The sequence below is a fragment of the Streptomyces sp. NPDC058880 genome, assembly GCF_042742535.1.
Lineage (GTDB): Bacteria > Actinomycetota > Actinomycetes > Streptomycetales > Streptomycetaceae > Streptomyces.
Window position 1 is genome coordinate 33,434 of sequence record NZ_JBHYMC010000044.1, and the last position, 25,166, is coordinate 58,599.

At 73.3% G+C, this 25,166-nt stretch carries 22 protein-coding genes; 8 read left to right on the forward strand and 14 right to left on the reverse strand.

The window, feature by feature from the left end; genetic code table 11:
• Nucleotides 1-6: 6 nt before the first annotated feature.
• Both ACFW2G_RS22880 and ACFW2G_RS22885 read right to left on the reverse strand, forming a co-directional pair.
• The gene (locus ACFW2G_RS22880) at nucleotides 7-1,272 is read right to left on the reverse strand and encodes an ATP-binding protein (RefSeq protein WP_384447953.1); all 1,266 of its coding nucleotides are present in this window, start codon (nucleotides 1,270-1,272) and stop codon (nucleotides 7-9) included.
• 146 nt (nucleotides 1,273-1,418) lie between these two features.
• Complete coding sequence (locus ACFW2G_RS22885) at nucleotides 1,419-2,096, reverse strand: response regulator transcription factor (RefSeq protein WP_030961403.1); 678 nt, start codon at nucleotides 2,094-2,096, stop codon at nucleotides 1,419-1,421.
• A gap of 497 nt (nucleotides 2,097-2,593) precedes the next feature.
• Here ACFW2G_RS22885 and ACFW2G_RS22890 point away from each other — a divergent pair, with 497 nt between their 5' ends.
• Nucleotides 2,594-4,114, forward strand: coding sequence for a peptide MFS transporter (locus ACFW2G_RS22890; protein WP_037925292.1), 1,521 nt, complete (start codon nucleotides 2,594-2,596; stop codon nucleotides 4,112-4,114).
• A gap of 63 nt (nucleotides 4,115-4,177) precedes the next feature.
• On the opposite strand, the gene ACFW2G_RS22895 is transcribed toward ACFW2G_RS22890, so the two are convergent.
• The 8 genes from ACFW2G_RS22895 to hutU form a co-directional block, all read right to left on the reverse strand.
• Nucleotides 4,178-5,533 carry a hypothetical protein gene (locus ACFW2G_RS22895; RefSeq protein ID WP_384582478.1) on the reverse strand — a complete coding sequence of 452 codons (1,356 nt, stop codon included), beginning with the start codon at nucleotides 5,531-5,533 and terminating at the stop codon, nucleotides 4,178-4,180.
• Nucleotides 5,530-6,654 carry a hypothetical protein gene (locus tag ACFW2G_RS22900; protein ID WP_384582509.1) on the reverse strand — a complete coding sequence of 375 codons (1,125 nt, stop codon included), beginning with the start codon at nucleotides 6,652-6,654 and terminating at the stop codon, nucleotides 5,530-5,532. Before ACFW2G_RS22900 ends, ACFW2G_RS22895 begins: the two co-directional genes overlap by 4 nt.
• Nucleotides 6,655-6,659: 5 nt before the next feature.
• Nucleotides 6,660-7,688 (reverse strand): hypothetical protein, encoded by a 1,029-nt coding sequence (locus ACFW2G_RS22905; protein ID WP_384447960.1) that lies wholly within the window; start codon nucleotides 7,686-7,688, stop codon nucleotides 6,660-6,662.
• A gap of 16 nt (nucleotides 7,689-7,704) precedes the next feature.
• Nucleotides 7,705-8,382: an LPXTG cell wall anchor domain-containing protein gene (locus ACFW2G_RS22910; RefSeq protein WP_384447963.1), complete on the reverse strand. Its 678-nt coding sequence runs from the start codon at nucleotides 8,380-8,382 to the stop codon at nucleotides 7,705-7,707.
• A 113-nt stretch (nucleotides 8,383-8,495) separates the two neighbouring features.
• Nucleotides 8,496-9,674 carry an imidazolonepropionase gene (hutI, locus tag ACFW2G_RS22915; RefSeq protein ID WP_384582480.1) on the reverse strand — a complete coding sequence of 393 codons (1,179 nt, stop codon included), beginning with the start codon at nucleotides 9,672-9,674 and terminating at the stop codon, nucleotides 8,496-8,498.
• Nucleotides 9,675-9,757: 83 nt separating this feature from the next.
• Nucleotides 9,758-11,125 (reverse strand): formimidoylglutamate deiminase, encoded by a 1,368-nt coding sequence (locus ACFW2G_RS22920; RefSeq protein WP_384582482.1) that lies wholly within the window; start codon nucleotides 11,123-11,125, stop codon nucleotides 9,758-9,760.
• Nucleotides 11,116-12,306 carry an allantoate amidohydrolase gene (locus tag ACFW2G_RS22925; RefSeq protein WP_037925559.1) on the reverse strand — a complete coding sequence of 397 codons (1,191 nt, stop codon included), beginning with the start codon at nucleotides 12,304-12,306 and terminating at the stop codon, nucleotides 11,116-11,118. The genes ACFW2G_RS22920 and ACFW2G_RS22925 overlap by 10 nt, the downstream gene beginning before the upstream one ends.
• 20 nt (nucleotides 12,307-12,326) lie before the next feature.
• Nucleotides 12,327-13,991, reverse strand: a complete 1,665-nt coding sequence (hutU, locus tag ACFW2G_RS22930; protein WP_037925282.1) for a urocanate hydratase — start codon at nucleotides 13,989-13,991, stop codon at nucleotides 12,327-12,329.
• Nucleotides 13,992-14,096: 105 nt separating this feature from the next.
• Here hutU and ACFW2G_RS22935 point away from each other — a divergent pair, with 105 nt between their 5' ends.
• Entirely contained in the window at nucleotides 14,097-15,449 is a 1,353-nt protein-coding gene (locus tag ACFW2G_RS22935; RefSeq protein ID WP_037925557.1) for a diaminopimelate decarboxylase, read from the forward strand.
• A gap of 72 nt (nucleotides 15,450-15,521) precedes the next feature.
• Here ACFW2G_RS22935 and ACFW2G_RS22940 read toward each other — a convergent pair whose 3' ends face one another.
• Nucleotides 15,522-16,079: a TetR family transcriptional regulator gene (locus tag ACFW2G_RS22940; protein WP_037925280.1), complete on the reverse strand. Its 558-nt coding sequence runs from the start codon at nucleotides 16,077-16,079 to the stop codon at nucleotides 15,522-15,524.
• 119 nt (nucleotides 16,080-16,198) lie between these two features.
• On the opposite strand from ACFW2G_RS22940, the gene ACFW2G_RS22945 reads away from it, so the two are divergent.
• Entirely contained in the window at nucleotides 16,199-17,371 is a 1,173-nt protein-coding gene (locus tag ACFW2G_RS22945; RefSeq protein WP_384447970.1) for an FAD-dependent oxidoreductase, read from the forward strand.
• 3 nt (nucleotides 17,372-17,374) lie between these two features.
• Here ACFW2G_RS22945 and ACFW2G_RS22950 read toward each other — a convergent pair whose 3' ends face one another.
• A complete protein-coding gene (locus tag ACFW2G_RS22950; protein WP_384582484.1) occupies nucleotides 17,375-18,217 on the reverse strand; it encodes a MurR/RpiR family transcriptional regulator in 843 nt (280 codons plus the stop codon).
• A 142-nt stretch (nucleotides 18,218-18,359) separates the two neighbouring features.
• Here ACFW2G_RS22950 and ACFW2G_RS22955 point away from each other — a divergent pair, with 142 nt between their 5' ends.
• On the forward strand, nucleotides 18,360-18,737 hold the full coding sequence (locus ACFW2G_RS22955; RefSeq protein ID WP_384447974.1) for a hypothetical protein: 378 nt from the start codon (nucleotides 18,360-18,362) through the stop codon (nucleotides 18,735-18,737).
• A 521-nt stretch (nucleotides 18,738-19,258) separates the two neighbouring features.
• On the opposite strand, the gene ACFW2G_RS22960 is transcribed toward ACFW2G_RS22955, so the two are convergent.
• Complete coding sequence (locus ACFW2G_RS22960; RefSeq protein ID WP_384448055.1) at nucleotides 19,259-20,644, reverse strand: cystathionine beta-synthase; 1,386 nt, start codon at nucleotides 20,642-20,644, stop codon at nucleotides 19,259-19,261.
• A 128-nt stretch (nucleotides 20,645-20,772) separates the two neighbouring features.
• On the opposite strand from ACFW2G_RS22960, the gene ACFW2G_RS22965 reads away from it, so the two are divergent.
• The 3 genes from ACFW2G_RS22965 (at nucleotide 20,773) to ACFW2G_RS22975 (ending at nucleotide 24,439) form a co-directional block, all read left to right on the forward strand.
• On the forward strand, nucleotides 20,773-21,789 hold the full coding sequence (locus ACFW2G_RS22965) for an SGNH/GDSL hydrolase family protein (RefSeq protein WP_037925274.1): 1,017 nt from the start codon (nucleotides 20,773-20,775) through the stop codon (nucleotides 21,787-21,789).
• A 174-nt stretch (nucleotides 21,790-21,963) separates the two neighbouring features.
• A complete protein-coding gene (locus ACFW2G_RS22970) occupies nucleotides 21,964-23,184 on the forward strand; it encodes an acetyl-CoA C-acetyltransferase (RefSeq protein WP_384447977.1) in 1,221 nt (406 codons plus the stop codon).
• 439 nt (nucleotides 23,185-23,623) lie between these two features.
• Nucleotides 23,624-24,439, forward strand: a complete 816-nt coding sequence (locus tag ACFW2G_RS22975) for a hypothetical protein (protein WP_063890629.1) — start codon at nucleotides 23,624-23,626, stop codon at nucleotides 24,437-24,439.
• Here the strand turns inward: ACFW2G_RS22975 and ACFW2G_RS22980 are convergent.
• On the reverse strand, nucleotides 24,423-24,767 hold the full coding sequence (locus ACFW2G_RS22980) for a hypothetical protein (RefSeq protein ID WP_037925267.1): 345 nt from the start codon (nucleotides 24,765-24,767) through the stop codon (nucleotides 24,423-24,425). The two genes, ACFW2G_RS22975 and ACFW2G_RS22980, sit on opposite strands and share 17 nt — an antisense overlap.
• Before the next feature lie 100 nt (nucleotides 24,768-24,867).
• Between ACFW2G_RS22980 and ACFW2G_RS22985 the strand changes: the two genes are divergently transcribed.
• A complete protein-coding gene (locus ACFW2G_RS22985) occupies nucleotides 24,868-25,098 on the forward strand; it encodes a DUF4287 domain-containing protein (RefSeq protein ID WP_030716449.1) in 231 nt (76 codons plus the stop codon).
• Nucleotides 25,099-25,166: the final 68 nt, after the last annotated feature.

Below are 25,166 nucleotides of genomic sequence, written 5' to 3' on the forward strand. Positions count from 1 at the left end.
CCTGGTCTAGCGCACCGTCTTCTCGCGCTCGGCGGGCGGCGGGGCCGTACGGCTGAGGAACAGCGCGAACACCGGGGGCTGCGTTTGGAGCAGCTCCAGGCGCCCGCCGTCGGCCTCGGCGAGGTCCCGGGCGACCGCGAGGCCGATCCCGGTGGAGTTCCGGCCGCTGATGGCCCGCTCGAAGATGCGGTTCCCGAGGTCGGGCGGGACACCCGGGCCCTCGTCCGTGACCTCCAGCACCGCCTGGTTGCCGATCACCCTGGTGCGCAGGGCGACGGTGCCGCCGCCGTGCATCAGGGCGTTCTCCACGAGGGTGGCCAGGACCTGGGAGACCGCGCCGGGGGTGCCGACGGCCCGTACGCCCTGCTTCCCGGAGCGCACGATGGCCCGTCCCGCGCTGCGGTAGGCCGGCCGCCACTCCTCCACCTGCTGTTTGACGACCTCGTCGAGGTCGAAGGGGACCGCGGAGCCCGTGCGCGGGTCCCGCGAGTTCGTGAGCAGCCGCTGCACCACGTCGGTGAGCCGCTCGACCTGGGTCAGGGCGATCGTGGCCTCTTCCCGTACGGTCTCCAGGTCGTCGGTGACCGTGATCTCCTCCAGTCGCATCGACAGCGCCGTGAGCGGGGTGCGCAGCTGGTGGGAGGCGTCGGCCGCGAGGCGTCGCTCGGCGGTGAGCATCCGGCCGATCCGTTCGGCGCTGGAGTCCAGCACGTCCGCGACCCGGTCGAGCTCGGGTACCCCGTAACGCTTGTGCCGGGGCCGCGGGTCGCCCGAGCCGAGCCGCTCCGCGGTCTCGGCGAGGTCGGTGAGCGGGGAGGCCAGCCGGTTCGCCTGCCGTACGGCGAGCAGTACGGCCGCCACGACGGCCAGCAGGGCCACCGCGCCGACGACGGCCAGGGTCCGTACGACCTCCCTCGTCACGGTGGCGCGGGCCTCCTCCACGACGACGATCTCGCCCTGTTCGCCGCGCGCGGTGCCGCGCACGACGCTGTCGGGGATCGGCACGCCCACTTCCAGGGCCGGCTGCCCGGGGATCGTGATGCGCGCGAAGTGGCCGGCGTCGAGCTGCTCGGCGAGGGTGGAGGGGTCGTTGGGCTTCTTCTCAAGGACGTTCGCCTCGACGATGCCCACCAGGCGCAGCGCCTCGGCCTCGACCCGGTCCTGGGCGCTGCTGGTGATGGTCCGGGTCTCCACAATGACGAGGGAGACCCCGAAGACGGCGATCACCACGAGCACCACGGCGAGCGTGGACTGGATGAGGCGGCGGCGCATGGGCTGGGGCCTTTCTTCCGGATCAGGCCGGATCGGGGGGCGGGGTCCGGTGCGCCCGGTCGTCAGGCGGAGGAGGGGGACGACGCGGTGAGCGGGCGCGGCGGAGCACGCGGGCCCGGCCGGATCCGGGAGGAAGGCCCCGGGGGTCAGCTCTTCTCGAAGCGGAAGCCGACGCCGCGGACGGTGGCGATGTAGCGCGGGTTGGCGGCGTCGTCGCCCAGCTTCTTGCGCAGCCAGGAGATGTGCATATCGAGGGTCTTGGTGGAGGACCACCAGGTGGTGTCCCAGACCTCCCGCATGAGCTGGTCCCGGGTAACGACGCGGCCGGCGTCGCGCACCAGGACGCGCAGCAGGTCGAACTCCTTGGCAGTGAGCTGGAGCTCCTCCTCGCCCATCCAGGCACGGTGCGACTCGACGTCGATCCGTACGCCGTGGGTGGCGGGGGGCTGGGCGGCCTCGGTGGCGCCGCGCCGGAGCAGGGCCCGGACCCGGGCCAGGAGCTCGGCCAGGCGGAAGGGCTTGGTCACGTAGTCGTCGGCGCCCGCGTCGAGGCCGACGACCGTGTCGACCTCGTCCGCCCGGGCGGTGAGGACCAGGATCGGGAAGCCGTGGCCTTCGGCGCGCAGTCTGCGGGCGACTTCGAGTCCGTCCATGCCCGGCAGGCCCAGGTCCAGGACGACGAGGTCGACTCCTCCCTGAAGTCCCGCGTCCAGGGCGGTGGGGCCGTCCTCCCGGACCTCGACCTCGTACCCCTCCCGGCGCAGGGCGCGGGCCAGGGGCTCCGAGATGGATGCGTCGTCCTCGGCGAGCAGTACACGCGTCATGTGGGTGATGGTAGTCCGAGGCGACCTGGTCGAGAGGCCTGCGTGCACGCCCCTTCCGATCTGGTCTTATGAGCTGCTGAACGCCTTCGAATATGGCCGAACGGTTCCCGACTCACCTTGTGATCCATCTCTCAAGTCCTTTCATATGCCGCAGTGTCGTGTCGTATGGTGGCGAGACGCCTGATGCAATACCTCAGGGACCTTTGTGCCGAAAAGCAGCACATGGGTCTCTGTTTCTGTCCTGAACCGGACGGGCGGCCCCCCAGAGGGACCGAACCGGCCGGACTCGACGTGAATGACCTGTTGGCCGGGCCCCTCGCGTGATGGTGCGCGGGTGGGCGTGGATCCCGGTAGCGGATTCCCCTCACCCCCTGTTCGACGGGGGGCGAGACCCCCCGGGGCGTGGGGCGGGACTCCGTCCGCCGGTGCCGGCCACCCCCCACCGGGCGCGGATGGGCTCACGAAGCCGAAGCGTCCCGAGCAAGCAAGGATCGACCATGGCTTCCAGCCTGACGACGGCCTCACCGAGCCCCGCTCACGAGAAGACCGTCCTCGGCCACCCGATCGGCCTGGCCACGCTGTTCATGACCGAGATGTGGGAGCGCTTCTCCTACTACGGCATGCGTGCGCTTCTCGTTCTGTACCTGGTCTCCGGCGGCGTCGACGCCGCGACCGGCAGCCAGGGCGGCGGCCTCGGCTTCACCGCGGCGACGGCCACGGCGATCTACTCCGTGTACGTGGCCATGGTCTACCTGATGGCCATGCCCGGCGGCTGGTTCGGTGACCGCGTCTGGGGCGCCCGCAAGACGGTCGCCATCGCCAGCTTCGTCATCATGGCAGGCCACGTGGCGCTCGCCGTCCCCGGCCAGCTGGCGTTCTTCGTCGGTCTGCTGCTGGTCGCGGTCGGCTCCGGTCTGCTGAAGGCCAACATCTCCACGATGGTCGGCCACCTGTACAAGGACGCGGACGACCCACGTCGCGACAGCGGCTTCACGATCTTCTACATCGGCATCAACGTGGGTGCCCTCCTCGCCCCGGTCGGCATCGGCATCGTCGGCGAGACGGTGAACTGGCACCTCGGCTTCGCGCTCGCCGCCGTCGGCATGGGCATCGGCCTGGCCGTCTTCCTGCTGGCCGGCCGCACCCTGAGCCCGAAGAGCAGCATCGTCCCGAACCCGCTGAGCCCGGCCGAGCGCAAGGCCGTGATCACCAAGGCCCTGGCCGTCCTCGCCGTCGTCGCCGTCTTCTACGGCGCCGTGGTCGCGGCGGACATGTTCACCATCAAGTGGGCGCTGTACCCGATCACCATCGCCGGTCTGGTCATCCCGGTCGCCGTCCTGGCCCGCATCAAGCGGGACAAGGACCTCAGCCCCGGCGAGCAGACCCGGATGAGCGCCTACATCTGGTTCTTCGTGGCCGCCGCCGTCTTCTGGATGATCTACGACCAGGGCGGTTCGACCCTCTCGCTGTTCGGTGACAAGAACTCCGAGCGCAGCCTGTTCGGCTGGGAGGTCCCGACCACGATCTTCCAGTCGCTGAACCCGCTCTTCGTGGTGGCCCTGGCCCCGGTCTTCGCCGCCGTGTGGGTGGCGCTGGCCCGCCGCAACCGCGAGCCCAGCACCATCGCGAAGTTCTCCACGGCCCTGATCATCGTCGGTGCCTCGTTCTTCGTCTTCGCCATCCCGCTGAGCCAGACCGCCGGCAACGACACCAAGGTCACCATGTGGTGGCTGGTGCTGATCTTCCTGATGCACACGCTCGCCGAGCTGTGCCTCTCCCCGGTCGGCCTGTCGGTCACCACGAAGATGGCGCCGCAGAAGTACGGCTCCCAGATGATGGGCGTCTGGTTCCTGGCGGTCACCGCCGGTGACTGCGTCACCGGTCTGCTCAGCCTGGCCGACGTCCAGCTGAACGGTGTCGGCGTGATCCTCTTCCAGGCGTTCGCCGCCGTCCTCGCCGGTGTCGCGATCTTCATGTACCGCAAGAAGGTCAACATGCTGATGGGCGGCATGAACTGACCCGTCCCGCTCCGGCGGGACGACGGCCCGGCACACCGGAAGGTGTGCCGGGCCGTTCCCGTGTCAGCGGGTGCCGCGCAGGCGGCGCCACGGGGTGAAGGTGAACACCGCGCCGCCGAGCAGGATCACCGTGCCGGCGACCAGCGCGAGGGCCTTGACGCCGCCGCCGTCCCGCGCGCCGGTCTCGGCCAGGCCGCCCGAGGCGGTGCTGCCGGTGGTGCCGGTCGCGGAGCCGGAGCCGCCCGGCTGGGCGGTGGTGTCCAGTTCCAGCGAGACGCCGCTGCTCGTCGCCCGGCAGGGGACGTTGATGGGCGTGGAGCCGGGGGCCATCGTGACGTCGATGGTCAGCCGGTCCGGGCTGAGCGTCACCCTGCCGGACCCGCCGGGTGTGTAGGTGCCGGTCATGTCGCTGAGGCTGACCGGGGCCTTGTCCGGGATCGGCTCGGCGTTGGCCGGGCCGGAGACCTTGACCGTGCCGCTGTCCGCCCCGCCGAGCCTGACGTCCATCGAGGGCTTGAGGGCGCCCGCGGGCAGGGCCATGGGCGCCGCCATCGCGCCCTTGGCGGTCTTGACGGTGAGGCCGTAGCTGCCGCCGTTCTTCCTGGCGTTGATCGTGACGGGGGTCTTGATCCCGCCCGGGACGACCGCCCCGCAGTCGAAGGTCACCTCGACCGCCGTGCCCGGGAAGTCGCTCTGACCGCCTCCGCCGCCGCTGCCGCCCGAGGCGGTGGAGCCGCCGGTGGTGGAGCCGCCCGACGTGGTGCCGCCCGACGTGGTGCCGCCGGTGGAGCCGCCCGACGTGGTGCCGCCGGTGGTGCCGCCGTTCGCCGTTCCGCCGGCGGTGGTGGTGCCGCCGGTGGTCGTGCCCGCGCTGGAGTCGCCCGACACGTCGATGGCCGCTCCGCCGGCGACCTCGCCGACCGGCGCGCACTTGGTGACGAAGGTGCCGAAGGAGAAGGTGACGGCGACGTCGTACCTGCCGGGCGTCAGGGTGATCCGGCCGGCCTTGGTGAGCTTGAGCTTGCCCTTCATCGTGGACATCTGCATGGGGGCCTTCTTCGGGATCGGCGGGTTCTTCTTCTCCCCGACGACCTTCAGCTCCCCGCCACCGCCGCCCACGGTGATCCAGCCGGTGGGCTGGACGGAGTCCTTCGGGATGTCCATCAGGTCGGTGTTGTTCGAGGCCGGCTTGAGCGTCTCCCAGGACACGTCGACCTCGTCGCCGACCTTGGCCGCGGCCGGTGCGGTGATCTTCGCGGTGGTCTCGCCCTCCACCGGGGAGCCGCCGCCGGCCGGCGGCACGCACCTGACCTTGAACGTGGCCTCGGCGGCCTGGGCGGTTGGAGCCGTGATGGCGAGGCCCGCGCCGCCGAGCAGCAGCGCGACCAGGGCCGCGGTCGCCCTCCGTCGGTTCTTCACGATGGTCCCTTCGTCGTCGAACGGTTCTCAGACGGTGCGGACGTCTGGGGTGGCGTCTCCGGCGCGTTGTCCGGGGTGAACCACGGCAGGACCGCCGTGGAGGTCGCGGAGGGCTGCTCCGGCCGCCCGCTACGGGCCGGCCCGGCCGGGCGCGGACGCGGGAGCCGGGGAAGCCGGGCCGTCACCGCGGCCGCGGCCCCGGCCCGTCGTGCGCCCCGGCGGTGTGCGGCGCCGCCCGCGGTGTGCGGCCGGACCCTGTCGACGACGGCCATGCCGATGCGGAAGAGGGCGGCCGGGACCACCACGAGGAGCAGGCCCCAGAAGAGCACGACCCCGTAGGGGCGGGCCACGCCCCAGGGCTGGGTGGCCATGACGGTCTCGCCGTACTTGAGGGAGACTGTGTAGTCGCCGTGGGCCCCCGCGGGCAGGACGACGTCGAGCGCGACCTCCGCCGTGCCGCCGGGCGGGACGGTCCCCTTCCAGCGGGCCTCCTCCCACAGCGGTGCGAACACGCCGTGGGCGGTGCCGAGCTGGAAGACGGGGTCCTTGACGGGGGCCGTGCCGAGGTTGCCGACGGTGACCTTGAACTTCCGGGCGGGTGGGGCTCCGAACCAGGTCAGGACGCCGTCCTCGCCCTCCAGCCGGACCCCGGTGAGCAGGGCGAGGCGGCCCGTGCCGGATGCGGCCGGCAGGTCGGCCACCGGATGGCCGGTGATCTTCAGGGGGACGGCGACCGTGGCCCCGTCCCCGTTGACGGAGGTGACGTTGACGACGCACGGGCAGGGCTTCGGCGGGGGTGCCACGGGCAGCCGGGCCGCGAAGTGCCCGTCCTCGGCGACGGAGACGGCCGCCCCGTCGGCGTTGGCGCAGCTGTTGGTGCCGCCGATCATGTTCTGCCCGCAGACCAGCAGCATCACGAGGGTCTTGGCCCGCCAGCCGGTGCCGGTCACGGTGATCTCGCTGCCCCGGGCGGCCTCCTGGAGGGAGAGCGCGGCGGTGGGTTCTGCCCCGTCCGCGGCGGAGGGGGCGGCGGGAAGGAGTACGAGGATGCATGCCGCGAGCGCCGCGAGCAGGGACCGGGTGGTGCCGCCGGCCCTGCCCCGTGCTGTGCCGCCGACCATGGCGCTCACCTGGAGGCTCCCGTCAGTTCGTGTTCCGGTGCGGGGGTCGCCGCTCCGGGCTTCCCTCCGGGTCCGCCACCGGCGCCGTCGGCCCCGCCGTCCGCCGGCCCCCGTCGCAGGCGCCGCCGGCCGCGTACGAGGGTCAGCGTGACCAGCGCGGTCCCGCCGAGGCCGAGCAGGCCGAGACCGGTCCGGCCGGCGGCCCGCCAGGGCACGCACCAGGCCGACGCGGACGCGGTGGACGCGGCACCGCCCGGGGCGGTGGCGGTGACGGTGACGCGCACCCGGTCGAAGACCGGGGCGCCGGGCCAGGGCTCGGTCAATTCGACCCTCCGGCCGGGCGGCAGTTCGACCGGCACGGGGCGCGGCCCGCGGCCCGGAAGCTCGCCGAAGGCGCCCTCGGCGCGGAGGTACAGCTCGGGGACGAGGGCCACGTTGCCGCGGTTGACCAGGGTGTAGGCGACGACCGCGGCCGTGCCCCGGCCCCGTATGGCGACGTCCTCGACGGTGAGGGCCGCCAGGGTGGGGCCGGAGACCCGCAGGTGGACCCGTACGCCCGCCTCCCGGCCCGCTTCGGCGGCGATCACGGCGGCGGGGTGGTCGCCGGGCGGTGCCGTGGGCGGCACGGTGACGGTGAACGGGACCACCGCGCGGGTGCGGGGCGGGATCGTCACGGTGGCCCCGGCGCCGAAGCTGAACCAGGACCCGGCGCCGCCCGCACCGGGGGCGGGAGCGGCCGGGGGCACCGCGGGGACGCCGTCGACGGCGTCGGATCCGCGCAGGGTGACGGTGTGTTCCCGGTCGGTGGTGTTGGTCAGGGCGAGGCGGTCCTCCAGCACGGTGGCGGGGGCGCCCTCCAGGTAGAAGTACGGGCGGGCGCCGCCGGGCCGGGCCGCGGCCGCTCCGGCGGCGGGTTCGGCGGTCCAGCCCGGTGCGTCGGCGGCCGCGGGCACGGCGGGGACCGTGTGCAGTGCGGCCGCCGCGAGCAGGGCCAGGAGGCGGCGGACGGTCCGGGGGGTGTGCGGTACGGGCATGGCCGGGGTGCCCCGTTCAGGACCGGGCCCGCCGGCCGCGCCGGGTCAGCCAGAGCACTCCGGCCGCGCCGGTGAGCATCACGGTGCCGCCGAGGGTGCCGAGGGCGAGGGCCGAATCGGTCGGTCCGGTCTGCGGGAGGGTGTCGGGCGGGGAGTCGCCGCCGGACGGCGTGCCGGCCCCGCCCGGGGCGGTGACGTCCAGTTCGAGGGAGGGCCCGGGGTGGTTGCCGGGGGTGCAGGTGGTCGTGGTGCCCATCGCCTTGATGGTGAGCACGCCTGCGGTGAAGGTGACCCTGCCGGTCTTCCCCGGCGTGTAGGTGCCCGAGAGGTCGGTGATCTTGATGGGGGTGTCGGGCGGTACGGCCTCGGGGTTGGACGGCCCGGCGACCGGTACGGAGGCCTTCTCGGCCCCGCCGACGACGATGACGGCGCTGGGGCTCATGGCGCCCTTGCCCAGCTCGATGGGGCTGGACGAGACGCCCTTCTGGAAGGACATCGTCAGTGTGTAGCCGTCGCCCGCCTTGACGGCCTTGATGGCGATGGGCGACACCGCCGACTTGTCCCCGATCGGGGTCTTGCAGTCGTAGGCCACGTCGACGACCGCGGCGTGGGCGGTGGGGGCGGCGAACAGCACCGCCGATCCGGCCAGCGCGGAGGCCAGCGCGAGCGCGGTGGAGCGTTTGCGGTCGGACACCTTCGTCTTCCCCTCGGGCCACAAATACCTGACGGCACATCAGATCGGTGGCTCAAGGTACGCCGGGGGCCTTGCGGAGGGAAGACAAAGGACAGGCCCGGATCGGCCGTGCGTCAGGAGGCGCGGACGCCCCGGTGCCACACCTCGGAAACCAGCGGCACGCCCGGCCGGTAGGCCAGGTGGACGTGGCTGGGGGCGTCCAGCAGGGCCAGGTCGGCAAGGGCCCCCGGGGTCAGGACGCCGATGTCCGCACGGCGCAGCGCGCGGGCGCCGCCGGCGGTCGCCGACCACAGGGCCTCGTCGGGGGTCATCCGCATGTCGCGGACGGCGAGCGCGATGCAGAAGGGCATGGAACTCGTGTAGGAGGAGCCGGGGTTGCAGTCCGTGGACAGGGCGACGGTCGCACCCGCGTCGATCAGGCGGCGGGCGTCGGGCCACTGGGCGCGGGTGGAGAACTCGGCGCCGGGCAGCAGGGTGGCGACCGTGGTGTCCGCCGCCTGGGCGAGGGCGTCGACGTCGGCGTCGGTGAGGTGGGTGCAGTGGTCGGCGGACGCGGCCCGCAGCTCGACGGCGAGCTGCACGCCGGGCCCGTGGGAGAGCTGGTTGGCGTGGACGCGCGGGATGAGCCCGGCGGCGGCGCCCGCGGTGAGGATCGCGCGGGCCTGTTCGCCGTCGAAGGCGCCCTTCTCGCAGAAGACGTCGACCCAGCGCGCGTAGGGGGCGCAGGCCGCCAGCATCTCGCCGGTGACGAGGTCGACGTAGCCGGCGGGGTCGTCGGCGTAGTCCGGGGAGACGATGTGCGCGCCGAGGTAGGTGACCTCGTCGGTGTGCGCGGCGGCGATGCGCAGGGCGCGGGCCTCGTCGGCGACGGTGAGGCCGTAGCCGGACTTGGTCTCGAAGGTGGTGGTGCCCTGGCGGCGGGCCTCGTCGAGGTGGCGGACGAGGTTGGCCTCCAGCGCGGCGTCGGAGGCGGCGCGGGTCGCGGCGACGGTGGTGCGGATGCCTCCGGCGGAGTAGGCGCGGCCGGACATCCGGGCGTTGAACTCCTGCGTGCGGTCCCCGGCGAAGACGAGGTGGCTGTGGCTGTCGACGAAGCCGGGGATGACGGCGCGGCCCTGCGCGTCGTACGCGGTGTCGGCGGCCGGAGCCTTGTCCGCGGGACCGACCCAGGCGACCGTGTCACCGTCGATGACGAGGGCGGCGTTCTCGATCAGGCCGAGGGGGCTGCCGTCGCCGACGGACGGGTCGTTGGTGACGAGGGCGGCGATGTGGGTGATGGCCGTGGTGGTCACTGGGTTCCTCTCAGAACTCGCCCGCCCCCGCGCCGCTCCTTCCGGAGCCCCGGGAAGCGGGGAAGGGGCGGGGGCGGGCCGGGTCAGGCGCGGAGGGCCGCGATCGCTTCGGACAGGGCGGACGGTACGTCCTCGACCAGGGTGTGGTGGCCGTCGCGGACGACGTGGCGGCCGCCGACCACCGTGTGGCGGACGTCCGCGGCGGTGGCGGCGAAGACCGCCGTCTCGGCGCCGAACCGCGGCGGCGGGCCGGCGGTGCGGACGGAGTCCAGCGCGATCGTGGTGAAGTCCGCGAGCGCGCCCGCCTCCAGGCGGCCCGCGTCGGGCAGCCCCAGCGCCGCGTGCCCGTCGCCGGTGGCGGCGGTGAGCAGCGCGTCGGCCGTCCAGTGGCCCCGGGTGCGGCTGCGCAGGCGCTCGTTCAGCTCCATCGCACGGGCCTCTTCGAGCAGGTCGATCACGGCGTGGCTGTCGCTGCCCAGGGAGAGCGGGCTGCCCGCCCGCTGGAGCCGGGTGGCCGGGCCGATGCCGTCGGCGAGGTCGCGTTCGGTGGTGGGGCACATGCAGGTGCCGGTGCCGGTGGCGCCGAGCAGGGCGATGTCCGCGTCCGTGAGGTGGGTGTTGTGGACGCCGGTGGTGCGCGGGCCGAGCACCCCGTGGTCGGCCAGCAGTTGGCTCGGGGTGCGGCCGTGCGCGGCTTGGCAGGCCTCGTTCTCGGCGGTCTGCTCGGAGAGGTGCACGTGCAGCGGGGCCTGCCGCTCCGCGGCCCAGTGGGCGACGGTGGCCAGCTGGTCCGCGGGTACGGCCCGCACCGAGTGGACGGCCGCGCCGATCCGGGCGTGACCGCGGGGCTTGAGGGCCGAGACGCGTGCGGCCCAGGCGTCGGCGGTGCCGTCCGAGAAGCGCCGCTGGTGGGCGTTGGGGGCCTCGCCGAACCCGGACGAGAGGTAGGCGGTGTCGAGGAGGGTGATGCGGATGCCCGCCGCGGCGGCGGCCTCGATCAGGGCCTCGCCCATGGCGTTGGGGTCGGTGTACGGGGTGCCGCCGGGCGCGTGGTGGACGTAGTGGAACTCGCCGACATGGGTGATGCCGGCCAGCGCCATCTCGGCGTACGCGGCGCGGGCGAGCGCGAAGTAGCTGTCGGGGGTGAGGTTCTGGGCGACCTCGTACATGAGCTCGCGCCAGGTCCAGAAGGTGCCGGAGCCGATCTGGACGACGCCGCGCAGGGCCCGGTGGAAGGCGTGGCTGTGCGCGTTGGCCAGGCCCGGGACCGTCAGGCCGCGCAGCGGCTCCGCGCCGGGCGGCGGGCTGGCGACCCCGGTGCGCAGGGCGCCGATCCGCCCGTCCTCGGTGACCTCCAGGGCGACGCCCTGCTCGACGGGGGTGCCTCCCGGTGTCGGCCGGGGGCGGGTGCCGAGCCAGGCGTGCTCCAGCCAGTACGTCGTCAGCGGCATGCCAGGCCCTCCAGTACGTCGGCGAGGGCGAGGACACCGGCCACGCAGTCGTCCTCTGCGGCGAACTCCCGCGGGGAGTGGGAGACGCCGGTCGGGTTGCGCACGAACAGCATGGCGGTCGGGACCGCGGCGGAGAGGATTCCGGCGTCGTGTCCCGCCCCGGTGCCCAGGACGGGGACGGACCCGCCCAGGATCCGGTTCATCTCGTCGCGCAGGGCGTGCTCGAACTCGACGACCGGGGTGAAGGACTCCCGGACGATCCCGAGGTCGACGCCATCCTGGTCGGCGCGCTCGCGGGCGGCCTTCTCGATGGCGGTGACGACCGTGTCGAGGGTGGCCTGGTCGGCGGCGCGGGAGTCGAGCCAGCCGCGCACCAGCGACGGAATGGCGTTGACCCCGTTGGGTTCGACGGAGATCTTCCCGAAGGTGGCCACGGCACCGGCGAGGGCCGCCTCCGTACGGGCAGCCAGGACGGTCGCCGCGTACGTCAGCATCGGGTCGCGCCGGTCCACCAGGCGGGTGGTGCCGGCGTGGTTCGCCTCGCCGCGGAAGTCGAACCGCCAGCGGCCGTGCGGCCAGATCGCCGAGGCGATGCCCACCCGGTCCCCGGACAGGTCCAGGGCGCGGCCCTGTTCGACGTGCAGCTCGACGAACGCGCCGATCCGGCCGAGCCGTTCGGGGTCGGCACCGATCGCCTCGGGGTCGTACCCGGCGGCCTCCATGGCCTGCGGCAGGCTGACGCCGTCGGCGTCGCGCAGCTCGTGGGCCTTCTCCTTGGTCAGCTGGCCGGCGGTGAGCCGGGAGCCGACGCAGGCGAGCCCGAAGCGGGCGCCCTCCTCGTCGCCGAAGTTGGTGATGGCCAGCGGCCTGGAGAACTCCGCGCCCCTCCTGCGGAGTTCGTCCAGGGCCGCGAAGGAGGAGACCACGCCGAGGGGGCCGTCGAAGGCCCCGCCGTCGGGGACGGAGTCCAGGTGTGAGCCGGTGACCACGGCGTCCCCGGCGAGGGGGTCGCCGAGCCAGGCCCACTGGTTTCCGTTGCGGTCGGTCTCGTAGGCGAGTCCGCGCGCCTCGGCCTGCTCCTGGAACCAGGTCCGACAGTCGGCGTCGGCCCCGCTCCAGGCGTAGCGGCGGTAGCCGCCGGTGTCGGCGCTGCGGCCGACGGGCGCGAGGTCGGCCCACATCTGGTGGAAGGAAACGCTGGTCACGCGTCGTCGCCCTCGCGCATCGGGACGCGGACCCCGCGCTCGTCGGCGACCGTCTCGGCGATGTCGTAGCCGGCGTCGACGTGGCGGATGACGCCCATGCCCGGGTCGTTGGTGAGGACGCGGCGGATCTTCTCGCCGGCCAGCGCGGTGCCGTCGGCGACCGTCACCTGGCCCGCGTGGATGGAGCGGCCCATGCCGACGCCGCCGCCGTGGTGGATGGAGACCCAGGAGGCGCCGGAGGCGACGTTGACCATGGCGTTGAGCAGCGGCCAGTCGGCGATGGCGTCGGAGCCGTCGAGCATGGCCTCGGTCTCGCGGTACGGGGAGGCCACCGAGCCGCAGTCGAGGTGGTCGCGGCCGATCGCGAGGGGCGCGGCGAGCGTGCCGTCGGCGACCATCTCGTTGAAGCGCTCGCCCGCCTTGTCGCGTTCGCCGTAGCCGAGCCAGCAGATGCGCGCGGGCAGGCCCTGGAAGTGGACGCGCTCGCCGGCCATCTTGATCCAGCGGTGCAGGGACTCGTTCTCGGGGAAGAGTTCGAGCATCGCCTTGTCGGTCTTGTGGATGTCGGAGGCCTCGCCGGACAGGGCGGCCCAGCGGAAGGGACCCTTGCCCTCGCAGAACAGCGGGCGGATGTAGGCCGGGACGAAGCCGGGGAAGGCGAAGGCGCGGTCGTAGCCGGCCAGCTGGGCCTCGCCGCGGATGGAGTTGCCGTAGTCGAAGACCTCGGCGCCGGCGTCCATGAAGCCGACCATGGCCTCGACGTGCTTGGCCATGGACGCGCGGGCCCGGGTGGTGAAGCCGGCCGGGTCCTTGGCCGCGGCGGAGGCCATGTCGTCGAAGTCGACGCCGACGGGCAGGTAGGACAGCGGGTCGTGAGCGGAGGTCTGGTCCGTCACGATGTCGATCGGGGCGCCCTCGGCGAGCATCTGCGGGAGCAGTTCGGCGGCGTTGCCGAGCAGGCCGATGGAGAGCGGCTTGCGGGCGTCGCGGGCCTCGACGGCCAGCTGGAGGGCGTGGCGCAGGTCGTCGGCCTTGACGTCCAGGTAGCGGTGCTCGATGCGGCGCTCGATGGCGCGCGGGTCGACGTCGATGCAGATGGCGACGCCGTCGTTCATCGTGACGGCCAGCGGCTGGGCGCCGCCCATGCCGCCGAGGCCGGCGGTGAGGGTGATCGTACCGGCGAGGGTGCCGCCGAACTTCTTGGCCGCGACGGCTGCGAAGGTCTCGTAGGTGCCCTGGAGGATGCCCTGGGTGCCGATGTAGATCCACGAGCCGGCGGTCATCTGGCCGTACATGGTCAGGCCGAGGTGCTCCAGGCGGCGGAACTCCTCCCAGTTGGCCCAGTCGCCGACCAGGTTGGAGTTGGCGAGCAGGACGCGCGGCGCCCACTCGTGGGTCTGCATGACGCCGACCGGGCGGCCGGACTGGACGAGCATCGTCTCGTCCTGCTTGAGGGTCCGCAGGGTGCGGACCATGGCGTCGTAGGAGCGCCAGTCGCGGGCCGCCTTGCCGGTGCCGCCGTAGACGACCAGCTTGTCGGGGTGCTCGGCGACCTCGGGGTCGAGGTTGTTCTGGAGCATCCGCAGCGCGGCCTCCTGCTGCCATCCCAGGGCGCTGAGCTCGGTGCCGCGCGCGGCGCGTACGGGGCGGGGTCCTGACATGGCGGGTGCCTCCTCCGATGTGGTTGATTTCATTCACATACTCGCTCTCTGAATAGATTCAGTCAACAGCTGCGGTCGGCCACGCCGGATGATGGGATGGCTGACATGGCCGCAGACACGGAGGGCGAGGGCGCCGCCGAGCGCCGGGATCTGGTCGTACGGGCCGCCGTCGAGCAGGGGCTGGTGGGCGGCGCCGACTCCTCGGAGCCCCTGGTCTGCCTGCTGGACACCGACCGGATCAGGGCCTCGGCCGCCGCCCTGACCCACGCCTTCGCGGATGCCCTGGCACCCGGTACGGCCGTCCTGCACGCCTTCGCGGTGAAGGCCGCCCCGCTCGTCCCGGTGCTGCGGCTGCTCGCCGACGCCGGGCTCGGCTGCGAGGTCGCCAGCCCCGGCGAGCTGGCACTGGCCCGAGCCGCCGGGGTCCCCGCCGCCCGCACCGTCCTGGACTCCCCCGCCAAGACCACGGCCGAGCTGCGCGAGGCACTGGCACTGGGCATCGCCGTCAACGCCGACAACGGCCAGGAGCTGGAACGCCTCGACGCCCTCGTCGCCGCGGCGCCCACGACGTCACCGATCGGCGTCCGGATCAACCCGCAGACCGGCGCGGGCGCCGTCGCCGCGCTGTCGACGGCGACGTCGACCTCGAAGTTCGGCGTCGCCCTGCGCGATCCCGGGGCGCGCGAGTGGCTCGTACGGGCCTTCCTGGACCGGCCGTGGCTGACCCGCCTGCACATCCACTCGGGCTCGCAGGGCGTCCCACTGGAGCTGATCGCGCAGGGCGTGCGGGACCTGCACGTGCTGGCCGAGGAGATCAACGCGGCGGCCGGGCGGCGCCGGATCGACACCCTCGACATCGGCGGCGGGCTCCCGGTCAACTTCGCCTCCGACGAGGTGACCCCGACCTACGCCCGGTACGTGGCCGTCCTGCGCGAGGCGGTACCGGCGCTCTTCGACGGGTCGTACGGTCTGGTCACCGAGTTCGGCCGGTCCCTGCTGGCCAAACACGGCCTGGTGCTGGCCCGGGTGGAGTACACCAAGAGCAGCGGCTCCCGGCCGATCGCGCTCACCCACGCTGGCGTCCAGCTGGCGACCCGCACCGCCTACGCCCCGGCGACCTGGCCGGTGCGGATCCTGCCGTACGACGCGAAGGGGGCCCCGAAGGCCGGCGGCCCGGTGGCGCAGGACGTCGCCGGCCCGGCCTGCTTCGCGGGGGACCTGCTCGCCGCGGCCCGCGAGCTGCCGCCGCTCGCCCCCGGCGACCTGATCGGCATCCCCGACACTGGCGCGTACTTCTTCACGGCCCACTACGGCTACAACAGCCTGCCGCGCCCGGCGGTCCACGGCTTCACGGTGACCCCGCGGGGCCGGGTCCGCTTCAGCCTCGCCAGGCCGGCGCAGTCCGCCGCGGACATCGTGGCGGAGGCGGGCGGCGCCCTGCGTGACGCGCTGCTGTAGCGGGCCGCCGTCTGCGCGGCGCACTGCTGCAGCGGGCCGCCGTCGCGGACGGGCGCGGGCCCCCGCCCCGCCTCACCCGGCCAGGACGGCCGCCAGCGCCGGGGCCAGGCCCGCGACCAGGTCGTCCGGGCTCAGCGCGGTGACCGCGGGCAGCCGCAGCAGGTAGCGGGTCAGGGCCAGGCCCAGCAGCTGGCCGGCGACCAGTCCGGCGACGCGGGCCGCCCGTTCGGGGCCGAGGGCCGCCGCCAGCGCCGGAGCGACCTGCGCCGCGAAGATCTCCCGCATCCGGTCCGCGGCCTGCTCGTTGGTGACCGCCGAACGCAGCAGCACCAGCAGGGCGTCGTCGGCCGGGTCGCCCTCCCACCGCTGCACGAAGTGGCGCACGAGGACGGCGGGAAGTTCCCCGGCCGGCACGGCGCCCAGATCAGGCAGGCGCAGGTCCACCGCCAGGGCGGCGCCGAAGAGCTGCTCCTTGCTGCCGAAGTACCGCATGACCATCGACGGGTCGATCCCGGCGTCCGAGGCCACCGCCCGGATGGTCGTGCGCTCGTACCCCTGGGCGGCGAACCGCTCGCGCGCGGCGCGCAGGATCACACCCCGGGTCCGGTCGGATGAGCGTCGCTCTGTCATGTCAACAACCGTAGGCCAACAAGCGTGTGCCAACAACCGTTGACATGTGAGCGGGGCAGGCGCATCCTGATGTCAACAGCCGTTGGCCAACAAACGTTGGCATGCCGGAGGAGGCCTTCATGACCAGCACCGCCGCACTCCCGCTCCCCGCCCGCACCGAAGTCGCCGTCGTCGGCGCCGGCCCCACCGGCCTCGCCCTCGCCGTGACTTTGGCCGAGGCCGGCGTCGACTTCGTGCTCCTCGACCGGCAGGGCGAGGGTGCCAACACCTCCCGGGCCGCGGTCGTCCACGCCCGCACCCTGGAGGTCCTCGACGAGCTCGACCCGAGCGGGGCGCTGACCGCCGACCTCGTCGGCCGCGGCCTGCCCGTCTCCCGGTTCCGGATCCGCGACGGCGCCCGCCCGCTCGCGGCCGTCGACTTCGACCGCCTCCCCACGGCCCACCCCTACGCGCTGATGGTTCCCCAGTACGAGACCGAGGCCGTCCTCCTGCGCCGCCTGCGGGCGCTCGGCGGCGACGTCCACCGCCCGTACGAGGTGACCGGCGTCACCCAGGACGCGGACGGGGCCACCCTGACCACCGCCACCGGCGAGACCCTGCGCGCCGCGCACGTCGTCGGCGCCGACGGGATGCACAGCGCGGTCCGCGCGGCCGCGGGCATCGCCTTCGAGGGCAGCGCGTACGGGGAGTCCTTCGTCCTCGCCGACGTGGTCATGGACTGGGCTCCGGGCCCGCGGGAGGTCTCGCTCGTCTTCGGCGCGGCGGGCCTCATGGTGATCGCCCCGCTGCCCGGGGAGACCTCCGGGACCTGCGGGCGCTACCGGATCGTCGCCACCGTCGCCGAGGCCCCCGCCGAGCCGGACCTCGCCTTCGTCCGGGGCCTGCTGGAGGAACGCGTCCCCGACGGGGCGGCCGTCCGCGAACTCGTCTGGTCCTCCCGGTTCCGGATCCACCACCGCGTCGCCGACCGCTACCGCGCCGGGCGCCTGCTCCTCGCCGGGGACGCCGCCCACGTGCACAGCCCGGCCGGCGGGCAGGGCATGAACACCGGCATCCAGGACGGCCACGCCCTCGGCCGCGCCCTGGCCGGCGGCGACCTCGACGGCTACGAGGCCGCGCGCCGCCCCGTGGCCCTGCGCGTGGTGGCCCTCACCGACCGGATGACCCGCGTCGCGACCACCCGGAACGGGGCGCTGCGCGCCGTGCGCAACACCCTGCTGCCCCTGCTCGCCCGCATCCCGGCGCTGCGCGTGCGCCTCGCCACCGAGCTGGCCGAGCTCGACTACCGCTGAGGCTCACTCCACGAACAGCCCCCGGGCCGCGGCCCGGGCGTCGAAGGCCTCCAGCCGGGCCTGGGCGTCGGGCAGGGCGTCCGCCATCGCCTCCAGCAGCACCCGGCCCAGCAGCATCGGCGCGCACGCCGTGTCGAAGGCCAGGCCGGTGCCGACCGGGGCGGGGATCAGGAGGTCGGAGTGGCGGGCCACCGGGGCGAAGGCCGAGTCCGCGACCGTCACCACGGTCAGGCCGGCCTTCCGTGCGCGTTCCAGCGTGTCCACGACCTCCCGCGGGTGGCGGGGCAGCGCGAAGCACAGCAGGGCCGTGGCGCCCTCGTAGAGGGCCGCGTCGATGCGGTCCTCCATCATCGAGCCGCCCTCGTCGAGGAGGCGTACGTCCGGATGCACCTTGGCGGCGAAGTACGCGAACCCGCGCGCCTGCGAGGAGGCCGCCCGCAGACCGAGCACCGGCAGCGGGGTCGAGGCCGCGAGCAGCCGCCCCGCCTGCTCGACCGGCGCGGGGTCGGCGAGCATCTCGGCGAGCTGCCGCAGGTTCTCGATCTCGCCCAGCACGGCCTGCTGGTACTCGTTGGAGGAGTCCTCGCCGGGCGCGGCGGCCCGCTCGGCCGGAGCCACCTCGCGCAGGTGCCTGCGCAGCGCCGGGTAGCCGTCGAAGCCGAGCGCCACGGCGAACCGGGTCACCGAGGGCTGGCTCACCCCGGCCAGCTCGGCGAGCTCGACGCTCGACAGGAACGGGACCTCCGCCGCCCCGCGCACCATGCAGTGCGCGATCCGCCGCTGGGTCGGCGTCAGCCGGTGCCCCTCGAACAGCGCCTGGAGCCGCGCCGCCGGGCTGTCGCTCATACCGTCCCCCTCCGTCCCGGTGATTTATTCAGTCACGGAGCACTCTGCATGCGGTTATGCAGCGGGGCAAGCCGGTGCCCGCGATGCGGATACGGGGGCCAGCCCCAGTGCCGGGGCAGGCGGCCCTTCCTACGGTGAGGGCATGGACACCCACGCCCAAGAGCTGAAGAAGCAACTCGACGCGACCGTGAAGGCCCGGCGGGAGCTGGGACCGGAATACGAGGCCGCACTGGTGGACTCCTTCGTCGAGAAGGTCGACACCCAGGTCAGGCGCCGGCTCGCCGAGGAACGCCTGGCCGCGGCCCGCGGCGCGAGCCCGTACGGCGGCCCGGTGGAGGGCAACTTCGGCGAGCGCTTCGGCTTCGCGATCATCACGCTGGTGCTGGCGATCCCGCTGTCGGCCATCGGCGCCACGCAGGCGGGCTTCAAGGGGCTGGTGGTGGCCTGGGCCGGCATCGTGGGGGTGAACTTCGTCCATGCCGCGCACCTGCGGCGCGCCCGGCCCGTCGAGGCGGACTGACCGCCCCGTCCGGGACGCGGCCTCCGCCGCACACGAGGCGCGCACCTGCGCAGAGGGCGTACGCCGGGGCGTTCGGGGCGATGAGGGCGGGTGCGGGACACCGCAGGGCACGGGCGGCCTTCGAGCGCGGCCGGCGTCGGGAGGCTGCACAGGGGTCCCCGGAAGCGGGCCGGGCCCGGACGAGCGGGAGGTGGTGCGTGGGGACCGCCGCACCCTCGCGGACGAGGGGCGGGACGACGGCGGTCCCCACGCGGGACACGGCCGGGTCAGGGCCGTCCGCGTCCGTGGTGTTCGCCTGTCCGGGAGCCGCTCCGGAGGGTGTGCGAACACCGTCGGTGATGCCGGCCTGGTCCGGTCTCCCGGGCTCCCTGCCGACAACCACCACTGTGCCGGAGCCGTGTTAAGGCCGTGCTGCTGTCACGTGTCCGGCCCGTACCGTTTGCGCGACGGCCGGAAAACGCCGGTGCCCGGGGCGGGCGGCGGGCCGTGGCCCCTCGCCCCGTCCCCGGGCGGGCCGCGGGCTACTTCGAGGTCTTCGCCAGGAAGGCGAGGAGGTCCTGGCGGCTCACCACACCGGTGGGCTTGCCCTCGACCAGCACGATCGCCGCGTCGGCCTCGCCGAGCACCGCCATCAGCTCGGACACCGGCTCGCCCGAGCCGACCTGCGGCAGCGGCGAGCTCATGTGCTTCTCCAGCGGGTCGGAGAGCGAGGCGCGCTGTGCGAACAGCGCCGCGAGCAGCTCCTTCTCGACCACGGAGCCGATGACCTCGGCCGCCATCACGTCGGGGTGGCCGGCGCCGGGCTTGACGATCGGCATCTGGGAGACGCCGTACTCGCGCAGGACCTCGATGGCCTCGCCGACGGTCTCCTCGGGGTGCATGTGGACGAGGGAGGGGATGCCGCCCTCCTTGTCGTCCAGCACGTCGCCGATGCGGGCGGCCGGCCCGGCCTCCTCCAGGAAGCCGTGTCCCGCCATCCACTCGTCGCTGAAGATCTTGCTCATGTAGCCGCGGCCGCTGTCCGGCAGCAGGACGACGACCACGTCGTCCGGGCCGAGGCCCTCGGCGACCTTGAGCGCGGCCACGACGGCCATGCCGCAGGAGCCACCGACCAGGAGGCCCTCCTCCTTGGCCAGCCGGCGGGTCATCTGGAAGGAGTCCTTGTCGGACACGGCGATGATCTCGTCGGTGACGTTCGGGTCGTAGGCGGTCGGCCAGAAGTCCTCGCCGACACCCTCGACGAGGTAGGGGCGGCCGGAGCCGCCGGAGTAGACCGAGCCCTCCGGGTCGGCGCCGATGACCTTGACCTTCCCGCCGCTGACCTCCTTGAGGTAGTTGCCGGTGCCGGAGATCGTGCCGCCCGTGCCAACGCCCGCGACGAAGTGGGTGATCTTCCCCTCCGTCTGCTCCCACAGCTCCGGACCGGTGGTCTCGTAGTGCGAACGGGGGTTGTTCGGGTTGCTGTACTGGTCGGGCTTCCAGGCACCGGGGGTCTCGCGCACGAGGCGGTCGGACACGTTGTAGTACGAGTCCGGGTGCTCGGGATCGACGGCGGTCGGGCAGACGACCACGTCGGCGCCGTAGGCGCGCAGCACGTTGATCTTGTCCATGGACACCTTGTCAGGGCAGACGAAGATGCACTTGTAGCCCTTCTGCTGGGCCACGATGGCGAGTCCTACCCCCGTGTTGCCGCTGGTCGGCTCCACGATGGTGCCACCGGGCTTGAGGGCTCCGCTCTGCTCGGCGGCCTCGATCATCCGTACGGCGATCCGGTCCTTCACGGATCCACCGGGATTGAAGTACTCGACCTTCGCAAGGACGGTGGCCTGCAGGCCTTCGGTCACACGGTTGAGCTTCACCAGCGGGGTGTTGCCGACGAGGCTGATCATCGAGTCGTGGAATTGCACCATGTTCTCCAAGGAGGGGACTCCACGGGTTCTCCGGGAGGTCCGGCCAGGGTATGCGGAAAGGGATTGACCGACCGCTTGTACGGGGCAGGTAGGGGTCAATGAGACGCGAGGAGGTGGCCTGAGGGATGTCCAGGGCGAGAACAGCCCGCCGGATCGCGGCGGGGGCGGCGTACGGCGGAGGCGGCCTCGGACTCGTCGGGGCCGCCGCGGTCGGGCTGGTGCTGGCGGAGGTGCAGTTCGCCAAACGCACGGTGGGATCCGGGCTCCCGGACCCGCCGCGCGCGGACGGACTGTACGGGAGCGAGTTCGGCGGCCCGGAGCAGAGCCCGGGCCCGCTGCGGCTGGGCATGCTGGGCGATTCCACGGCCGCCGGGCTCGGGGTCCGGCGGGCCCGGCAGACTCCTGCGGCGCTGCTGGCCTCGGGGCTCGCGGCGGTCGCGGAGCGGCCGGTCGAGCTGCGCAACGTCGCCCTGTCGGGTGCCATGTCGGACGACCTGGACCGCCAGGTGGGGCTGCTGCTGGACCCGGACGCACCCCCACCGGACGTTTGCGTGATCATGATCGGCGCGAACGACGTGACCCGCCGGATGCCGCCGACCCAATCGGTGCGGCTGCTGACGTCGGCCGTGCGCCGGCTGCGCCTGGCGGGTTCCGAGGTCGTCGTGGGAACCTGCCCGGACCTGGGCACGATCGAGCCGGTGTACCAGCCGCTGCGCTGGCTCGCGCGCCGGGTGTCCCGGCAACTGGCCGCCGCGCAGACCATAGGAGTGGTCGCGCTGGGCGCCCGTACGGTCTCGATGGGGGACCTGCTGGGCCCCGAGTTCGCCGCGAACCCGCGCGAGATGTTCGGCCCGGACTCCTATCACCCGTCGGCGGAGGGCTACGCGACGGCCGCGATGGCCGTGCTGCCGACGCTGTGCGCCGCGCTCGGGCTGTGGCCGGAGTCGGACCGGCTGGACGTGTCGCGGGACGAGGACATGCTGCCGGTGGCGAAGGCCGCGTCGGCCGCCGCGGGCCAGGCGGGTACCGAGGTCACGGCGGCCCGCGGTCCCTGGGTCCTGCTCAAGCACCGCCGGCGCCGGCGGGTGCCGGGCGAGGATCCGGCCCCCGCCGCCCCGGACACGGCGGAGCTCGCCCCGTAACCGGGCGGTTCCCCACGGCTCACGCCGGGGAGGCGCACCCTTGGGGGGGGGCGGCCCCCGGCCGGGGAGGCCGGCCGGAGCGACCGGCATCACACCCCCGGGCCGGTGACCTCGACCATACGGGGCGGTAACTTCGCATCCGGTCCCCGCAACGACGCACCCCTTGGAGTCCCGATGCCCGAAGCCGTCATCGTTTCCACCGCACGCTCTCCCATCGGGCGCGCCGTCAAGGGATCCCTCAAGGACATCCGCCCGGACGACCTGACCGCGACGATCATCCAGGCCGCGCTCGCCAAGGTCCCCGAGCTGGACCCGCGCGCGATCGACGACCTGATGCTGGGCTGCGGCCTCCCGGGCGGCGAGCAGGGCAACAACCTGGCCCGCATCGTGGCCGTGCAGATGGGCATGGACTTCCTCCCGGGCACGACCATCACCCGGTACTGCTCCTCCTCCCTGCAGACCTCGCGGATGGCCCTGCACGCCATCAAGGCGGGCGAGGGCGACGTGTTCATCTCCGCGGGCGTGGAGACGGTGTCGCGCTTCGCGAAGGGCAGCTCGGACTCCTGGCCGGACACCCACAACCCGCTCTTCGCGGACGCGGAGGCCCGTACGGCCGCCGTCGCCGGGAGCGAGGGCTCGTCCTGGCACGACCCCCGCGAGGACGGCCTCGTCCCCGACGCCTACATCTCCATGGGCCAGACCGCGGAGAACCTCGCCCGCCTCAAGGGCGTGACCCGCCAGGACATGGACGAGTTCGGCGTCCGCTCCCAGAACCTGGCCGAGGAAGCCATCAAGAACGGCTTCTGGGCACGCGAGATCACCCCGGTGACCACCCCGGACGGCACGGTGGTCTCCACCGACGACGGCCCGCGCGCCGGTGTGACCCTGGAGGGCGTGCAGGGCCTCAAGCCGGTCTTCCGGCCCGACGGCCTGGTCACGGCCGGCAACTGCTGCCCGCTGAACGACGGCGCCGCCGCGCTGGTCATCATGAGCGACACCAAGGCCCGCGAGCTGGGTCTGACCCCGCTGGCCCGGATCGTCTCCACCGGCGTCACCGGCCTCTCCCCCGAGATCATGGGCCTGGGCCCGGTCGAGGCGTCGAAGCAGGCCCTGAAGCGGGCCGGCCTGACGGTCGGCGACATCGACCTCTTCGAGATCAACGAGGCCTTCGCGGCCCAGGTCATCCCGTCGTACCGGGATCTGGAGATCCCCCTTGAGAAGCTGAACGTCAACGGCGGGGCCATCGCCGTGGGTCACCCCTTCGGGATGACCGGCGCCCGCCTGACCGGCACGCTGATCAACAGCCTGCAGTTCCACGACAAGCAGTTCGGCCTGGAGACGATGTGCGTGGGCGGCGGCCAGGGCATGGCGATGGTCATCGAGCGGCTGAGCTGAGCCGTAGCGGAGGGTAGGGGTCGGCCGAGGAACGAGGTCGGCACCTGCCCGCAGCGGTGGCGAAGCCCAGCGCGACCACAATCCGAAGCGGCTGAGCTGAGCCGGGGTACAGGGTCAGGGCCGCGGCCGGCCTTAGCCGAACGTAGGGCTCCGACTACTGGATCAAGAACGGGGTCAGGCGCCGCAAGGGCCCTTGGCCCGTACTGACGCCGTTTCTAATCCGCTCGCGGCCTACCTGTGACCGAATCTCCCCCAGGATGTGACCTATGTCCTGGGGGATCGACGTTTACGCAGGTCAGAACCTGCACAGGGGTGCAAGGTGTGACGAAGGCCCTGTCCATTTCGTGACGTAATGCACTGCACGCCATTCCCAGGCCGGGACACTCTGATGTAGGAAGTCGGGGGATCGAATCACCTCAGGAGTTAGTCAGTGAGCGCCATGTCTCTTGCCCTGCTGCTGACCACGGCCGCTGCCACGGCCGTGGGCGCTGCTGCTCTGCACGCCGTCCACGGTCTGCGCAAGCAGGTCGCCGCCCTGCGCAGTGAGCTGGCGGTGCCGGTCCACGCCCGCGGCACGACCGTCCCGCACGCCCGCAACGCCGTCGAGTCCCCCGCCGCGGAGATACGAGCCGCCGTGGCCGAAGCCCTGGCCGAGGAGCGCGAGCGCGAGCTGGCCGAGGCGCGCGCCTTCTGGGCCGCGCAGGAAGCCCGCGACGCCGCCGACGCGCCTTCGCTGCTGGGCGGGCTGTCCGGGCTCGGCGAGGACAGCCCGGTCTTCCTGCCCCGGCAGGCCGACCTGGTCGGCCTGGAGCCGGTCATGGGTGAGGAGGCGCTGGACGAGCTTCCCGGGTACCCGGAGGACTCCGCAGAGCTGGCCGCCGCCCGCCGGCGCCACCCCTCGCACCCGGACTTCGTACCGGTCCAGGCCTCGCACCCCGGCGCGGACCACGAGCGCACCGTGAACCGCCTGGAGGAGCTCGCCGAGGCCCGTACGGCTCTCGCGGACGTCCGTCCCGGCCCGCTGGGCACGCTCGACGTCTACGTCTTCACCGACGGCACGACGCTGTGCATGACCCCGGGGCACCGGGAGACGGCCGAGCGGCTCGCCGAGGCGCTGCGCTCGGGCACCGCACCGGTGCTGCTGGGCGGCTCGGGGATCTCCGGCGCCTACGCCCTGACCTTCTCCTGCGGCGACTCCGAGGACCCCGACAGCAACGTCTACATCCTCGCGGACCGCGTCATCGCGTCGCTCTGATCTCCGCCTGCTCCACCAGTCGAAGGGCCTCGTCCAGCATCTCGGACGGGGCCTTCGTGCTGCCCCGGGTGCCCGATCCGTCACGCAGGGCCTGGGCGAGGTCGAGTCCGGCCACCGCCACCTGGTCCCCGACGACGAAGATGCCCGCGTCCGGCATCTCGCGCGGCGCCGCACCGGGCGACTCCAGCCGCTGTGCCCGCACGGAGAGCTCGCGGGCCAGCTCCAGCGCCACGGCGGCCGCTCCCTGCTGGAGGCGGCTCTGCGGGGCGGCCCGCAGCCGGTCGGCGAAACGTTCCACGGCGACGCTCAGAGGCGATGTATCAAGCACTCGGCCGACCCTACGCGCCGCCCGGGCACCATTGCCAACGGGCGAACTCTCCGGCACGGTGGCGTGAAGAGAACAGCACGGCAACATTCCGGAGGCGCCCATGTCCGTAGAGTTCTCCGAGCAGACCCACCGCAACATGATCGACAGAATCCCCCAGACCACCGGTCGTGAGGTGTCCGACTGGCTCCGCACCGTTGACGAAGGCCCCTCCCTCGTCCGGTTCGAGGAGAAGGTGAGCTGGCTGCGCGGCGCACACGAGCTGTCGTACGGCCAGGCCAAGGCGATCATCCACGAGTACGACCTGCGCCGGGCCGCACGCCGGTTCGGCTGACCCCCTTCCCCGACCCCCGTGGTCGCTCCACGCACGGGGAAGGCCCCGCGAGCGGTCGCTCGCGGGGC